The following is a 13,967-nucleotide window of genomic DNA, read 5'->3' on the forward strand; positions in this document are numbered from 1 at the left end:
AGGACTTTTTGTTTTTCTATACGCAGCCAACGGCTCTGATGCAAGTAGCCCCTGCTATTTTTACGATTATGCATAGCTTTTGTCGAAAGCCACGACGTCGTCCTCGCGACATGCGGCTGGTACCTGGCACCGGATGCCGCATGTGGCGGCCACAACAACCCTAAATTGCCGATCAGCCTTATATTAGGCGATAAAGCCGACGGCCGGACAGGCGGTATTTGCTCGCCGCTGGGCAGAAAAAGGCAAAATCAAGGAGATGGCGGTGCGAACTTTCCAGATCAAACAAGTCCAAGTGCTGCCGATACCGCTTGCCGAGGCGTGGACCTTTTTCTGCGATCCGCGAAACCTGGGCGCGATCACCCCGGACTGGCTCTGCTTCGATGTTCGCTCAGAAGTGCCGCCGTGCATGTACCCCGGCCTCATCATCGAATACCGGATCAAGGCGCTTGCCGGCTTGCCCATGGCCTGGGTGACGGAGATCACCCATGTCGCCGCACCGAACTACTTCGTGGATGAGCAACGTTTTGGCCCATACCGGCTCTGGCACCACCAGCACCATTTTCGAGAGATGGACGAGGGCGTCGAGATGACCGATATCGTCCATTATGCCATGAGTTACGGCGTCCTCGGACTTGTCGTCCACAAACTGGTCGTCGCGAAAAGGCTGGAGCATATCTTCGAGTTTCGGCGGCAGAAGCTTATCGAACTTTTCGGGTAGGACGCAGACCAAAAAAAGGGGAGGCCTTTCGGCCCCCCCCCTCGTGTCAAATATGGTCTCAGAACTTCACATCCGATGGCTTTAACTTAGGAGAATATCCTTAGTTTTCTAGCTTGGACACGTACTTCTTTGGATTAAATCCTTGATGAAAGTACGCAGATTCAAGCCTGATATGCGCTTGTAGTCAAAGTCTTCCACGATCTCGCAGTGTAGTTGTGGAGTTGCCATGATCCAGGGACTTCGCACGTTCTGGTCCTCCATATTGCTCGATCCCGGCTATGCCGGGGTAGAGGCCGGGGGTTGAGGTTCGGAGGGAGCCGCTTGAGGGTGCGGGGCGTCCTCCGGCCGGGTCAAGCTCGGCAACTTCGCAATGGTCCGCCGCTTCTCATCACCAAGCAGGTGGTAGTACTGGTCGACAGTCATTTTGACGCTGGCATGGCCCATGAGCTTGCTCACGGCCGCGACATCGCCGCCTTCCCGCAGGAGGACCGTGGCGAAGAGGTGCCGAATGTCGTACATGATCACCGGATAGGTGATGCCGGCTTTTTCTACCGCCGTCTTCAGCGAGCGTCGAAACTTCCGCATCGGCTTGCCCTGGTACTCGATGACGTGCTCGCACTGGGCCTTTTCCCGAACGCCCTTGAGCCGTTCCATGAACTCGGGCGCTATCGGGATGATGCGGGTGGTCTTCGTCTTGGTCGCGTAGACCTTGATGCTGCTGCCCTCCCAGTCGATGTCGTTCCAGGTCAGGGCCAACAACTCGGACTCGCCGGTACGGACGCCAAGGTTCCAAGCCACCTCGATGGCCCAGGCGAGATGGGGCCGGGCCACGTCCTTGATGGTCATGAGGTCAGTGACAGTCAGCTTCGTATCGCGGGGCCGTTCCTTCGGTTTCTTCCAGCGTTTCAGCGGGTTCTTAAGGGTCAGTTCGTAGTCCACCCCATACTGGAAGACCATTTTGAGGTAGGACAGATAGCGCGACCGCGTCGTCTGGCTACGGTCGGCATATTCTTTACGGATGATCTCGATGACTTCCTCGAAGCGAATTTCATCGACCGGACGTTGGGCGAACACGGGGATGAAATGCTTCTTCAGCAGGGTGGCGAGCTCCTGGAGCCACCGGACTGACCGTCCTTCGGACTTCTTGGCGTTGATGTATGCCTGGGCCAGCTGGTCGAGGTAAACCTTTGCGCCGGGCACGAGGACAGGCAAAGGGGCTTCGACCTTCTTGCGGGCCTTGATTTCCTCGTCGAATTTGTTGGCCTGACGCTTTCCTTCGCGGCCAGTGCCGAAGGTCTTGGTGCGCTGCTTGCCGTCGGCATCTCGGTATGACACGAAATACGTGCCGTTGTTTGAACGCTTGTGGACCGACATCTATACCTCCAAAGTGATGGGCTTCCGGGTCTTGCGGGAGGCTCCGGTTGCGTAGAGTTCAGGGTTCGCCATAAACGCCTCAAGGTCGGCTCGGGCAAACCGGTTCTTGCTGGGGCCGTACCGCCTGATTTTGAAGCGGTTGACGATCTTCTCGAAGTAGGAATGGGAGTAGCCGCAAAAGTCGGCTGCTTCCTTGCAGTTATAAAATGGACCGATGCTTTCGTTCATGCCTGGGCTGCCTCATCCGTGCGATTTGGTTTAGGTGCCATCGTGACCTAAAAAGTGTTTGAAATAAAATAGATGGCATCAAAATCATATGGTTCGAGCAATGAGGTCTTACACAGGGCGATGAGCTTCCCTTGCACTGGGAAAAGCACGGTCTTTCGACTTGACCACCGCCGCGCAGACAAAATGCATTTTCGAAGGGCTCAAAAAAGACGGGGGCGGCCCCGTCGGCTGAGGTTAGATTACGTTCAACAGAATCTCCTCTACCTCCTCTTCCTGGATGCCCAGATACCGGCGCGTGATCGACGGGCTCGAGTGGTTCAGCCGTTTGGCCAGGACCTCCCAGGACACGCCGAAGGTCTTCCGCTGGTGATAGCACCACGTTTTACGCAACGTATGAGCACCATAGTTCCCCTTGAGGTTGACTGCTTCTGCCCATCGCTTGACGTACTTGGTGACGGCGAAGGTCGTTAAAGGATAGTTGCGGCCTTTACGACTCTTGAACAGAAAATGGTCGTCCCCGGATTCGAACTGGCTTAGGTGGTCATCGAGAGCAAGTTTGATTTCCTTGTTCATGATGAAGACGTTTTCTTTGCCAGTCTTCTTTTCGCGCAAGATCACACGGTCGCCGACTTTCACGTCCTTAACGTCGCCTACTTTGAGAGCAAGCAAGTCTTGGACTCGAAGTCCAGAATTGATGCCCATGATGAAAAGCAGTTTGTCGCGTGGATTGTCAGAAAGGATCTTCTTGATGCTTTTGATGCTTTTTACGTCGATGATGGGTTCAACCTTCATCTTTGCCTCCAATGCTTGTTTCTCTTCCAGTCAGGCTGGAATCGAACATTCAAACCGCCCATGCTCCATTGAGCTTCAAAGCCAGTTGTGGTAACTCCTTCGATTTCTTGCAGAAGTCCATATTAAAGCCTCCAATGTACGTTTCTATGGCAAAACGTACATTCGCTATAAGAGGTATTTCTGTATGAAGTTACTCAATTTAAATGCTACTTGCGCAAAGAAAGTAAAAATAGTCACATCTTGCGATATGACTATGCTAAAGGCCAAACGTGCTAGACCTTGGTCAAAATGATCTTCTGATCTTCGACCAAGACGGAAAATTCGTCGCCGTCGCTGATGACCATGCCTTGAAGGTCAAGGCTTTTCAGATAGATTTTGAGTTCCATCTTGTTGTTCACCTTCGGCCTACGCGAATTCTTGAGGTAAAGCCCCTTGACTTCGTAGTAGGTCTTGTCATCGCTCATGAGCTTCAAAACGTATTGCTTCAGAGTCTGGCGATGTTTTATATCCATCTTGACCAGTATTTCTGAGGCATCCATTCCATTGAAAATACACTCGCGAATCATCGAAGGATTGTACTTCGATTCGATCTTCTTCTTTTCATGGACTTCTTGAACATCAGCAGATACGTTATCGTTCTTCTTGCTCATACAAGCTCCTTTGTTTGGTTTGATTGATAATTTCTCTATTTGTGGATAGATACTTCAAAATGTATCGAACTTGTTTATGCTTTTGGGTAGTTACGCATGGACTGCCCGATTTTTTAGGGGCCAAAACAGGCATTGGCCCAGGGTCAAATTTCCGGGGCTTTCGGTCACGGGGGAGGTAAACTATGGGGCGAGGCCCAAACGGCTCAGGACGGGGCGTATATAGGGCCATGTCTTGGTTCCCTCCCAGTCCAACCTGGGGAGGGCCATCCAGCTCAATTCCTGAGACAAGAAAAGGACCAAGCCCAAAGGCCCGGTCCTCCTGATAAATTGACGTAGTCCCGCCGCCGTCCCCGATGGTAATGATCCACCAGGGACGGAAGCGATTTCAGGATCGAATGATTCGTCGCCGGATCAAGCGTCCTTCACAACCCAACATACGGTTTTCCCGTATTGAGCTGAAGCAAGAGATGATTTTGAAGATCAATGTAGTTTCAAAACGATCGAGGCTAGTCGATATTCTTCAACGATTGCATCTTGAACAATCGAGATAGCGTCAAACTTGTTTTTAAACTTCGGAATGATCATCAAATATTTACATCTCTCGCCGTATCCCTTACGGATACGCAGCCATCCTTATTGGTAGTAGCTTCTTCACAGCTTTTGCCATTGAAGGCATCCAATAGGGACTTCCCTTGGTTTCAAGTCAGGTCTATAAAAACCGTCCCGAACCTAATCTCGTGCATATGACCAGAAGATATTATACCTATGTATATCTCCAGAACTGGAAATTTCAGTAAACTTCAGTTTGCCATGAACTTCGTTCATCATATGCGCCACCGTGGTCTCTTCGTGGTGTTCACGAATACGGGCCAGTCTTTCAGTCTCAACCCCTTTCTCAACTGAATTGCTTCATATTGGTTAGGTCTTGCTCAGGAAGTCTTATTCGATGAAGTCGACAAGAAGTTTTAGGATCTGAGGCAAGTTTATTTTTTGACTGCAACATTTACTTAGGTTGAAGATGTTGGTTGCGATTTGAGCAACTTCGAACCAGCGACCTAATGCAAGGCACCCATGGCGATTTAACTACGCTTTAAATTTGATAAATCACTCGTAAGTTCGGAACAATGCTTAACGATCTCGATCATTCGCGCTAGGTGCGACAACTGAAGACTCGAAAAGTCTGGTATGTATTCTGAAATATACTATGATATGGTGAACTTATTTCTGTCTACGATCCATGAATGTTGTATAAGCATGGAAACTCTGGCTTGGATTAGCCGTATTGGAGAAATACTAACTTATAAGTACACGAACGATCGAATCTATTCGACGTCACTTGATCAAGTTTCTTTGAGCTGACCGAGCTATCGGCAGACTCATCATGTAATATTTCGATCCTCTGGCTGCAAGCTGGATCATGATGGTCTCAGGCATGGCAGCCCGAGTAGGCCACCATGCCTGGACCGTTCCGCAGGTTAAAAGGGATAATCCGCCGCGTCGTCGTTTAAATCCGGCGCACCAGCGAGGACGTCGTCTTCCTCAGAACCCCACGGCGGCATCGAGGGGTCATGTTCTGGTTCCGAGGCCACCGGCACGTTTTCGATCTTAGCCGCCGCCATTCCCGGCGCAACGGGCACCACCGTCACATCCTGTGCGGCAGGAATCCAGTGCGCATCTTGCACCACCGTTGTGTCCGGCGTCACCGGCATGTCGCCAGAAGTAATCCCGAATATCTCTCGGGACAGCCCGTATTTGTCCAACATCTCGTCAAAACTCGTCATTTTCTTCCCTCCTGGGCAGGTCCTGACCATTCCGACCTGTTCCCTACCTCTTTTTAGAAAAAGGTGTTGTTTTTCAAACGGTTATTGTCACGTATGGACGGTAAGGACGGTATGGACGGATTTTTGGGGGGTACCTATATTGCCGCCCTCCTTCCCTGACCAAGGCTAGGTGTTCCAATTCCCAGAAAGGACCCTTTTTAGAGTCCATACCGTCCATACCATCCATACCAATCCTGTAACATATCAAAATATAATAGTTTTTATGTATTTTCCGGTAAGGACCGGATATTTCTCAGTCCTTACCGTCCTGACCAGCTATCGCAGGTCCTCATCGTTGGGTATGTTCTTGTCGAATTCGGCAAGATTTATATCGAGGATGACCGAAAGGGTTTCCTTCTTGAACACGTAGGCATCACAGGGAGCAGCCCCGATGCGAACGCTTTTCTGGTATCCCTTCTTGGGCTTGCTCAGCCAGCCGCGGTCAGCCCAGGTTTTGATCATAGCCTGTACCTCGAAGCCCTTGAGCACGCGTTCAAGCATATCCCTGGTTACCGCGAGAGCGGTCCACACACCTTGCTTATCCCATCGTCCTGCCCAGCCCTGAGACGGCTCGACAGGGGTGCCGTTGGTGTCGTTCTTGTGCCGGCCCCAGAACTTCGCCTGGTTCGCCACGGCCCAATCCCAGAGAACCTTGACGGCGTCTTTTGCCTTGTCGGCCTGTTCCGCGCCCAACGTGACCGTCGGCCAGAGATCATCCAGCACTTCGCTGATCGGGCGGGTGGGGTTAAGCCCCGGCAAGGCGGCGTGGATGAGGGGGATGGTCACGGCGAAGAAGGCGAGGATTTCGCTCAAGCGGATGGCGACACTGTCTCCGGCGGCCTTTACACAAAAATGCCACAGCATCTCGATATAAGCATTTCGCCAAAGTGGCCAGTCGTCACGGTGGTCAAGGATGAATTGCACCACCATGGGGCCGGCGTGACCGTAGTTGCCCTTAGCCAGCATCTCAACGTTCTTGACGAACGATCCCTGGTTTCCATTCCCAAACGGTGGACCCCAAAGACTCAGGACCCGGGCCTTAACGCCGCCATGGCGTTTGGCATAGTCGACGATGCTCTGTTCGCCGGAAGAGATGAGGATCGATTGCCACGTGCCGGTCGCGCTTGTCCCGGTCGGCGTGCCGCGTCCCTTGCCCTTGCCAGATGTGAAGCGATATACCAAGTCCCCTATGACATCGTCAGACCTTGCGGTTTTGGTGTCGTCGAGCATCAATGGTAACCCGTTGAGGAGGGCCGCCGTGCGTTCGAACCAGACGTCCGTGCCATCCCACGTGTTGAGGATGCTGTTCGGCAAGCGTTGCACGGGGGTTCCCCAGCTCGAGGCGGCCAGGACCTGGGTGATTGTCTTTCCCTTGGACGTCTCTCCGGCGATGTCCTCGACGAAGTTCGCTGCTTCCAGGACACGAAGGAACGGGGCTGAAAGAGCTGACATGACGGTGATGAAAACTTTGGTGAACCCATACAAAGAGTTCGCCATCTTCAGCCAGTCATGGAACGAGCCGTTTGTCGTGAACCCCTTAGCGATCTGGGCATCACCATCATCCTGGGCACGAAATGTGACGATATCCACAACGTCACTTCCAGTGGGGACGAGTAAGTTTTCGCCACAGAGGAATGCCGCGTCGCCCTGCCAGCCGAGGTGGCTACTGCTTTTTTCCAACGGAGTGACTTCTGCGTTGGCGACTTCGAAGTCCTCAAGATACCGGACCAGATCTTTGGAGGACAGACTGGTCACGGGCAAACCAAAGCCCGTAAGCACCAAAATCTCGCGGGTGTCGGCGATGGTCCGTCGGCTGACAATGCGATGATTCCACTGCTTATCCTTAAACCATCCCAGTTCAACAAACTCCGTGCCAGCGTTGACGTCTTTGGAACGTGCTACGATGACGACCGGAACAGGGCAGACCCGGATTGGAATGAATTTCCCGGTGTCGCCAACCTCGTCATAGCGCCATACTCCCTTGGCGTAGCTCACATTGTACAGTGCGGGGATCATAGTTCCTTCGGCTACAGGTGCATTCGGAATGGCAAGCTCAGCTAACACTTCAACCGTCCCGATTGCCTTGGTTGTACCAAGCAATATGGGGCTCGTGACCTTGCCCCAGTGCGAACAGGCTGAACAGAACGTCTCACCACCGCAGTTGGTGCGGATGTCGACGCATGTTCGAGGCCCGGGGTTATTTAAGGCATCAGCAATCTTTTTGTCGGTCTCAGCCGCTGAATAGCCGGGGTAAGGTCGACTTATTTCGTGCACTTTGGCAGGGCCATCCTGGCACCGGCCTCCGATGGACACGACTGCGTACCATTCCGGTTCAGGCAGGGACGCGGCGTCGACCACGCAGTGGTGCACCCAGGCACAGTTCGTCTTAACCTTATCGAAATCGGCGAGGGGGAACTGCCCACTCGGGGCCGTCGCCATGTGCTTGTTTGTCATCTTCTTTGCCACCGTCGGAGAAGGCGCGACAGGAGGGAAGGCCTGTTCGATTTCGTCCGGGGTATAGCGATCGGCTGGCTCGTAATGGATCACCTGCACCGGGCGCGGGTTCGCAGGGACCTTCACATTCAGAGAGCCAGGGATTCGCAGCAGGCGGTCTAAGTTGGCCGTCGAGTCGAGCGCGTAGCCACGTTTGCGTCCCTCGGCGTTGATAAAAGCCTGAAGGCGGACGGACAAGGCCTTGGCCTTCTCCCGATCAGCGTCGTCCGCAAGTTTCCACGGGTCCTTGAACAGCCACAGAGGGTAGGCTCCACCTCCGCTGTGCACGATCATTGTGGGCCGGAGCGGAAGAGAATCGATCAGATCCCGCGCCGCTGCGAGGTCTTGCGGCAAGTTTGGCTGCTTATGGCCGGGGCCGGCGATGTCGGTGTCGTGCCAGAGCCCGGGGATCGCCACGGTCGTAGCTTCTTTCCCCCGGCTATGAGGACCAACATTCGTAGCTTGCAGCCCGATCTGGAAGTAGACGTGCTGCCCTTGCCGCGTGAGATCCTGGACCTTCGCCTCGACCGCATCTAATCCCTCGGCGAGCGCGAAAGGATGCGTGGTTCTGGCTGGTAAGGTCCAGAGGTTAAGATACCCGGTTCCCTGATAGTTGGGCCAAAGGGCTTGCAGGAACGTTTGGCTGGGTGTGTGGATGGCCGGTAAGTTTTCGGACATTTCTCCCCCTCCATCGGAGTGAGCTTCCTCGGTTCATAATGTCTCCTAATGTGTCGGCGGGCTTGCCACCGATTCTTGGGTTCGGGTCCCTGGAGCGACGCGCTACAGGGAGGAATCATAGAGGATGGTTGCGGTTGTGTTCTCAGCTGCCCGGGGCCAGAGTCTCTTCCGCGTCGCCAAGGAGCGGGAGAAGGACATTGCCGTTTTCGTCGCACGGGAGCGAGGAAAGCGGTTTGCCGGTGCCGTCGTCGTCGACGCTTTTGGCCGGCGCGCCTAACAGCGGGAGAAGCACATCGGGCTCGCCGTGAGGGGTTGACGGTTGCTTGCCGGAATTGGCGGTCGGGGCCTTACGCGTGGTTTTTTGGGCGTCGCTCATGGTGGTCTCTCCTTGTTTGTCTGGCTATGTTTTATGTATGGTGACAGGTAGTTATCAATCCTGCCACTTCACACGTTGCCAGTCTGTCTCTAGCGAGAAGCTCAAAGGGGAATAGGAAGGTCGACCAGCACTAGCTGTAACTCTTCCTCAGTATGATCAAGCTACCTTCGACTTCGATGTCGAACTTGTCATTCTCGCTAAGTTTATCATTGGCTCGAAGCTTTCTATTGAGGCTAGCTATAGTAGCTTTGTCGATGACGAGACTGCCTTTGCTATTGATGTACGGTTGTCCGTGCTTGTCAATGTCCGGCTTGGCCGAGATGAGAATGACGTCAACCAAACCTTTTCGAATGGCTTCAATGTATATCTTGTCGACCAGAGCAGTTGTGACGTTGAGCTCTTTGCTGACTACCTTCGCGTCAACTTTGCGCTTTGTTCCGTTGTTGCTCTGGAATTTATGGATGAACAAATTCGCAAGGTTGTTTAACGTTTTCTTGCTCACGGTACGCGTCATATCGGTCGAGTTCATATCTTGCTCCATTATTGGGTGGCATGTCGCTGCCGCCAAGGGCGGTGCAGCAGGGCATTAGCCATGCCAAGCCAATAACAGCGTCCTCACAGTGAGCACCAGATTCAGGCCGTCCCACAAGAGGCCGTGCCGCTAGACCCCCATGGCGGCGTTATACTGTGCCATGGAGGCCTCGGTGGACTGCTGAGGGGAAGGGTCTGGGCCAAGCGCAGGACGCAGCTATGGCCGGCAAACTGGTTTTGACAAGATTTCCGAGAGCGTCCCCGGCATCAGCAGGCATGACGGCTGAAGACGGACTGGCTATCGGATATCGCGGGCGCACGAAGTGGGCCATGTGCCAAGGGCAACAAAAAATAGACGTTTTTTCAGGAAAGGTGGGCGAGAAGTGCCCGATAATTGGGGTAGGCTAATAGCTGGACCTGTCAGCGAAGGACAGGTCGACAGCTTTATATTTTGGTCGAGGGACGAGATTCAACACGTGAAAACGCATTGACGTTCCTCGGATGCTAGAGGTTGTGGAAACCGGCAGTTTAAAACGCTACCGTGTCATGTTCAACATCCCGATATGGCTACACAAAGCATCAGTCCGTACTCCCGCCGGCCAAGGAGGCCCTTCGCATGGCGCTTCCTGGAAGGCCGTGCGTGGCGTTGAGCTTCTTGCGCTCTGGGTAGATGTCAAAGATCAACGGTCAACGGGGTGCTGCCAAAACCAGGGCTAAATTTTTAACGAGATATATCCCGTCCGTCAAGGGTCATGCGAGATTTTTTTTCATCTCCGGAAAAAATATGTTTGGAGCACATGGCTGGGAGAGCTCCCTCTTTTGCAAATAGCTCTAGCCCTGACAATCTGTATCATTGTATGGTCTTACGCCCCGGGGTTCGGACATTTGATTGCCAAGGATTTCCGGCGTTGCAGAAGTATCGGGGCTGCTGTTTGGTCAATCCTCTTTGGGCCACATGATCATAGCGACCGGCTCGCCCTGGTCGCCTGGGCCGATGCCGCCCCGCGCAAATGCCTGTGCTTGGCATGACCCGCAGTATGGATCTTCCCTGTTTCAGGGCTGGCTCCTTGGCAGCAGGAGTCTCCGCGATCTGGCGTGCTGAAACGTCTCCACAAATCCTGCGTGTCGTGGCAGTTCCATTGTTCGACGTTCTGTTTTTGTGCGCAAGTCTGGTTCGCTGCGACTCGCGGCTATTCTAGACTAATTTAGTATGCAATCTGTGCGTGGCGATTCAAAACCAAAGAACGCAAGGTCGTCGAGTCGGTGGATAAAAAAATCCCAAGGAGCCCTGTCGGCTCCCTGGGAAGATGTGGCTAGGTGGAGTGGGTTAGCTGGCCCGGGTCAGGATGATCCGGTCGTCTTCAAGCGTCACGTCAAACTGCTGTCCGGGGGCGAACTGCTTGTCAGCCGCCGCACCGGCGTTGTGTGCGGTGAAGATGCTTTTCGCGATCATGAGCATGCCGCGCGTATCAATATAGGGGCGGTTGTCGGTAGCTTTCACGTTGACGTCGTCGTCGAGATCATATCCTCCACGGGCCAATTTGGAGCTAATGAAGACCTTGTCGACCATGGCGAGGGAGAGGTTCATCTTGTTGGCCCAGGCCGACGCGGAAATCATCTTGTCAGGGAACGCATCCGCATTGGCGGCGGCTACCAACTTATCGGCCTCTTCGGCGATCTGCTCTTTGGACAGCTTGCGGATTTTTTTCGCCTTCTTGGTGGAAGCGTCCAGCTTGGAGGTTTTGTTGGTCGACTTGGCCGAGCGAGCGGGAGGAGGCGTGGGGACGGGCGTCTGGTCAGTGGAGGCGGGCTTCTGGTCGGTGCTCATGGGAAAACTCCATCGTGCTTCGGGTCGGCTGTAACGATCGGGCATCTGGGCCAAAGATAGGCCGTCTCGTTCGTTGCCGGGCGTGTAATGATGGCCCAACAGTATGGAGCAATCCGGGCGGGTATTGTTTCGACGAATCTCTGTTACGCCGGCCACGGGATGACGTCAATAAATTTTTAGGAATTTAATTTGCCCAACTTCACCACAATTGACAAGAGATTTGGTCTGTCTCGATTTAGAGCCGGACGAAGGGCGACCGAACCAGAGAAGGTGGTGGAGATGGTGGAGGTGTTTTTTCAGGATTTTGGATTGCTGACGGCCGTGCTCCATCGCCCAGGCCTATCAGCCGTGCGGCCGTGGAGGTTGTGCAGAAAATATCTCCACTATCTCCTCTAGGCAGAAAGATGATTTTAAAATAGGCGGTTATAGGCGATTGCGATGGCCTGAGCTAATCGTCTTCGGGCAGCATGATAGTCATGACCGGCTCGCCCTGGTCGCCTGGGCCGATGGCTGCCACAACATGGGCCGTGTCCCACCGCCCCGGTGCCATGAGAAACAGGACGTCAAATTCGGCGCGGTCACTATCCCTGATAGCCTTAGCCGCGAGCAGGGTGCGAAAGAGCAAGTCCTGGAGGCGTCCTTCGACAGATTGCCCTTCGCCCTCCAGTCCGGCCGGCGGTGCCACGTATTCATTATATAGATGGTCGGTGACCACCGTGTGCACCTTGAAACCAATCTGTGCCGCCTGGGTGGTGACGTCGACCAAGACGCCGTCCGCGATGGCCTGGGCGCGGGTGTAGCTGAAAATGATCGGCCAGTCGTCCATGGGAAGTCCTCCTGTATGGTATGGTTGCGGTTACTCGTAGAACTTCGGGTCGTTTTCGGTGACTTTCAAGTTGTCGAATCGACCACGAAGATTCCGTTCTTCTTTTTTAATTGCGTTTCGAACATTTTCTCTGCCAACGATCACACCACCACCGCTAAGGATCATCTTGAGGACTCCACCAGCTACAGCACCGACGAATACTCCGGATAATAATTTGAAAAGCCACATGTCTTTGACCTCCATGAAGCTGGTTTAATGACCAGGACTTCAGTCGTCGTTTTTGGAAGTAGCTGCTATTTGTTCGAGATATTCCCGAAAACTTGTCGTGAGCTGCATGCCTATTTCGGCCCACCGGCGCACAAAGACGCCCTGCACTCCAGAGTCCGCCGCTCCCATAACGTCAAAAAGCTGTTCGATCGGGCGAAACCGCTGAATGATTTGCTCAACCAGTTCGAGCGCCTTGTCGTTGGATTCTGCTTCGGTCGGCATGCTCACCTCGTGGACCAGGGATATTGGGTCCATGGAGGGAGGATAGCCGGGGCCAGGATCCCGGTCACGGGGCGTCGGTGAAAATCAGGCTTTGGGCCGGGGCGGGGCCGCCCTGCGATTTTGGGGATGGGGTGGGGATTTGAGCCAGGGGCCTTGGAAAAATCCCAGGAGGGGGCGGAGGTCGCATACCAGGGGGCTGTCCGGGGGAGGGGCTTTGGGGCTGGGACACAGGGGCAGAGATGCCAGAAGCTCTTGCTCGTTCGAAGTCTGCACTGCGAAGAACTGCTTCAATTTTAGCAGACTTCAGTTTTCCTTGCGGAATATCGGGGAAAACGGATAGTTAATACTGTTTTTGCAAGCAGGTGGAACTTCCTTTCCTGACGCGCCTTGGCGACGATGCCCAGGACTCGGAGGGACGGAAGTATCGCGAGATCTGGCATTTTGTGAAGTCGAGCACGTCATCTAGACGCTGGTGCGTAAAGGCGATCTCCTCTATGGACAAGAAATCCCTGAGCGAACGTGACATTTGTACGAAGTACATTACTCCCAATCTGGTCAAAGCTGGTTGGGATAAGATGCTACAAGTTCGGGAAGAGGTGAGCTTTACCAAAGGTCGCATTATCGTTCGTGGGAAGCTTGTGTCTCGAGGCAAGGGGAAACGCGCCGATTATATTCTCTATTATAAGCCGAATATGGGTTCTATGTGCTCAAAAACAAACCCGTATTCCTGTGGAATCTGGTCGATCTCAAGCGCGTGCGATGGGAAGGCCCGGAACTGACGCCCGGCAAGCATGTGCTGGAATTCGATTTCGCCTACGACGGCCTGGGCATCGGAACGCTGGCTTTCAACAACTTCTCGGGCGTGGGCCGCGGCGGCACGGGCGTGCTCAAGGTGGACGGCCAAACCGTTGACTCCCAGAAGATGGAGCACACCCTGCCGTTTATCCTGCAATGGGACGAGGCCCTGGACGTCGGTTTGGACACCCTGACTGGCGTCAACGACGCCGACTATGAGCCGCCATTCGCCTTTACCGGCAAGATCGACAAGATCACATTGACTATTGATCGGCCCAAGTTGTCGCCGGAAGACGTGAAGAAACTGGAACAGGCCCAGGGCAGTACCAAGGTAAGCGAATAAGCCTGCCGTGACGCACAAGGCCGGCG

Annotated in this window: 14 protein-coding genes and 1 pseudogene; 3 read left to right on the forward strand and 12 right to left on the reverse strand. The window is 53.9% G+C overall.

Annotated features, from left to right (window positions below; translation table 11 throughout):
• Nucleotides 1-256: 256 nt before the first annotated feature.
• Nucleotides 257-718: an SRPBCC family protein gene (locus NY78_RS15880; RefSeq protein ID WP_082140065.1), complete on the forward strand. Its 462-nt coding sequence runs from the start codon at nt 257-259 to the stop codon at nt 716-718.
• A gap of 276 nt (nt 719-994) precedes the next feature.
• Here NY78_RS15880 and NY78_RS15885 read toward each other — a convergent pair whose 3' ends face one another.
• From NY78_RS15885 to NY78_RS15940, 12 genes are all read right to left on the reverse strand, one after another.
• Nucleotides 995-2,092, reverse strand: a complete 1,098-nt coding sequence (locus NY78_RS15885) for a tyrosine-type recombinase/integrase (RefSeq protein ID WP_053062246.1) — start codon at nt 2,090-2,092, stop codon at nt 995-997.
• Nucleotides 2,093-2,320 (reverse strand): hypothetical protein, encoded by a 228-nt coding sequence (locus NY78_RS15890; protein ID WP_043637976.1) that lies wholly within the window; start codon nt 2,318-2,320, stop codon nt 2,093-2,095.
• 234 nt (nt 2,321-2,554) lie between these two features.
• Nucleotides 2,555-3,112 carry a tyrosine-type recombinase/integrase gene (locus NY78_RS15895; protein ID WP_043637978.1) on the reverse strand — a complete coding sequence of 186 codons (558 nt, stop codon included), beginning with the start codon at nt 3,110-3,112 and terminating at the stop codon, nt 2,555-2,557.
• 272 nt (nt 3,113-3,384) lie between these two features.
• The gene (locus NY78_RS15900) at nt 3,385-3,762 is read right to left on the reverse strand and encodes a hypothetical protein (protein ID WP_043637981.1); all 378 of its coding nucleotides are present in this window, start codon (nt 3,760-3,762) and stop codon (nt 3,385-3,387) included.
• Between the two features lie 1,475 nt (nt 3,763-5,237).
• Nucleotides 5,238-5,543, reverse strand: coding sequence for a hypothetical protein (locus NY78_RS15905; protein WP_043637982.1), 306 nt, complete (start codon nt 5,541-5,543; stop codon nt 5,238-5,240).
• Nucleotides 5,544-5,858: 315 nt separating this feature from the next.
• Nucleotides 5,859-8,753, reverse strand: coding sequence for a DUF927 domain-containing protein (locus NY78_RS15910; RefSeq protein WP_043637984.1), 2,895 nt, complete (start codon nt 8,751-8,753; stop codon nt 5,859-5,861).
• A 142-nt stretch (nt 8,754-8,895) separates the two neighbouring features.
• Nucleotides 8,896-9,129: a hypothetical protein gene (locus NY78_RS15915; RefSeq protein WP_043637985.1), complete on the reverse strand. Its 234-nt coding sequence runs from the start codon at nt 9,127-9,129 to the stop codon at nt 8,896-8,898.
• Nucleotides 9,130-9,259: 130 nt separating this feature from the next.
• Nucleotides 9,260-9,658, reverse strand: a complete 399-nt coding sequence (locus tag NY78_RS15920; protein WP_043637986.1) for a hypothetical protein — start codon at nt 9,656-9,658, stop codon at nt 9,260-9,262.
• 1,329 nt (nt 9,659-10,987) lie between these two features.
• Nucleotides 10,988-11,488: a hypothetical protein gene (locus tag NY78_RS15925; RefSeq protein ID WP_043637987.1), complete on the reverse strand. Its 501-nt coding sequence runs from the start codon at nt 11,486-11,488 to the stop codon at nt 10,988-10,990.
• Nucleotides 11,489-11,936: 448 nt separating this feature from the next.
• Complete coding sequence (locus tag NY78_RS15930) at nt 11,937-12,314, reverse strand: DUF6573 family protein (RefSeq protein ID WP_043637988.1); 378 nt, start codon at nt 12,312-12,314, stop codon at nt 11,937-11,939.
• A gap of 30 nt (nt 12,315-12,344) precedes the next feature.
• The gene (locus NY78_RS15935) at nt 12,345-12,542 is read right to left on the reverse strand and encodes a hypothetical protein (protein WP_043637989.1); all 198 of its coding nucleotides are present in this window, start codon (nt 12,540-12,542) and stop codon (nt 12,345-12,347) included.
• A 39-nt stretch (nt 12,543-12,581) separates the two neighbouring features.
• A complete protein-coding gene (locus NY78_RS15940; protein WP_043638041.1) occupies nt 12,582-12,803 on the reverse strand; it encodes a hypothetical protein in 222 nt (73 codons plus the stop codon).
• A 494-nt stretch (nt 12,804-13,297) separates the two neighbouring features.
• On the opposite strand from NY78_RS15940, the pseudogene NY78_RS25895 reads away from it, so the two are divergent.
• Together NY78_RS25895 and NY78_RS15945 are read left to right on the forward strand one after the other, a co-directional pair.
• Nucleotides 13,298-13,498, forward strand: a pseudogene (locus NY78_RS25895) (hypothetical protein); the annotation flags it as partial.
• Nucleotides 13,499-13,506: 8 nt separating this feature from the next.
• Entirely contained in the window at nt 13,507-13,941 is a 435-nt protein-coding gene (locus tag NY78_RS15945; protein ID WP_043637991.1) for a hypothetical protein, read from the forward strand.
• Nucleotides 13,942-13,967 lie beyond the last annotated feature (26 nt).

The sequence above is a fragment of the Desulfovibrio sp. TomC genome (genome assembly GCF_000801335.2).
GTDB lineage: Bacteria > Desulfobacterota > Desulfovibrionia > Desulfovibrionales > Desulfovibrionaceae > Solidesulfovibrio.

Bases quoted from the DNA above. Each gene is read 5' to 3' on its own strand.
- NY78_RS15880 (WP_082140065.1), top strand. From the start codon at position 257: ATGGCGGTGCGAACTTTCCAGATCAAACAAGTCCAAGTGCTGCCGATA.
- NY78_RS15885 (WP_053062246.1), bottom strand. From the start codon at position 2,092: ATGTCGGTCCACAAGCGTTCAAACAACGGCACGTATTTCGTGTCATAC.
- NY78_RS15890 (WP_043637976.1), bottom strand. From the start codon at position 2,320: ATGAACGAAAGCATCGGTCCATTTTATAACTGCAAGGAAGCAGCCGAC.
- NY78_RS15895 (WP_043637978.1), bottom strand. From the start codon at position 3,112: ATGAAGGTTGAACCCATCATCGACGTAAAAAGCATCAAAAGCATCAAG.
- NY78_RS15900 (WP_043637981.1), bottom strand. From the start codon at position 3,762: ATGAGCAAGAAGAACGATAACGTATCTGCTGATGTTCAAGAAGTCCAT.
- NY78_RS15905 (WP_043637982.1), bottom strand. From the start codon at position 5,543: ATGACGAGTTTTGACGAGATGTTGGACAAATACGGGCTGTCCCGAGAG.
- NY78_RS15910 (WP_043637984.1), bottom strand. From the start codon at position 8,753: ATGTCCGAAAACTTACCGGCCATCCACACACCCAGCCAAACGTTCCTG.
- NY78_RS15915 (WP_043637985.1), bottom strand. From the start codon at position 9,129: ATGAGCGACGCCCAAAAAACCACGCGTAAGGCCCCGACCGCCAATTCC.
- NY78_RS15920 (WP_043637986.1), bottom strand. From the start codon at position 9,658: ATGAACTCGACCGATATGACGCGTACCGTGAGCAAGAAAACGTTAAAC.
- NY78_RS15925 (WP_043637987.1), bottom strand. From the start codon at position 11,488: ATGAGCACCGACCAGAAGCCCGCCTCCACTGACCAGACGCCCGTCCCC.
- NY78_RS15930 (WP_043637988.1), bottom strand. From the start codon at position 12,314: ATGGACGACTGGCCGATCATTTTCAGCTACACCCGCGCCCAGGCCATC.
- NY78_RS15935 (WP_043637989.1), bottom strand. From the start codon at position 12,542: ATGTGGCTTTTCAAATTATTATCCGGAGTATTCGTCGGTGCTGTAGCT.
- NY78_RS15940 (WP_043638041.1), bottom strand. From the start codon at position 12,803: ATGCCGACCGAAGCAGAATCCAACGACAAGGCGCTCGAACTGGTTGAG.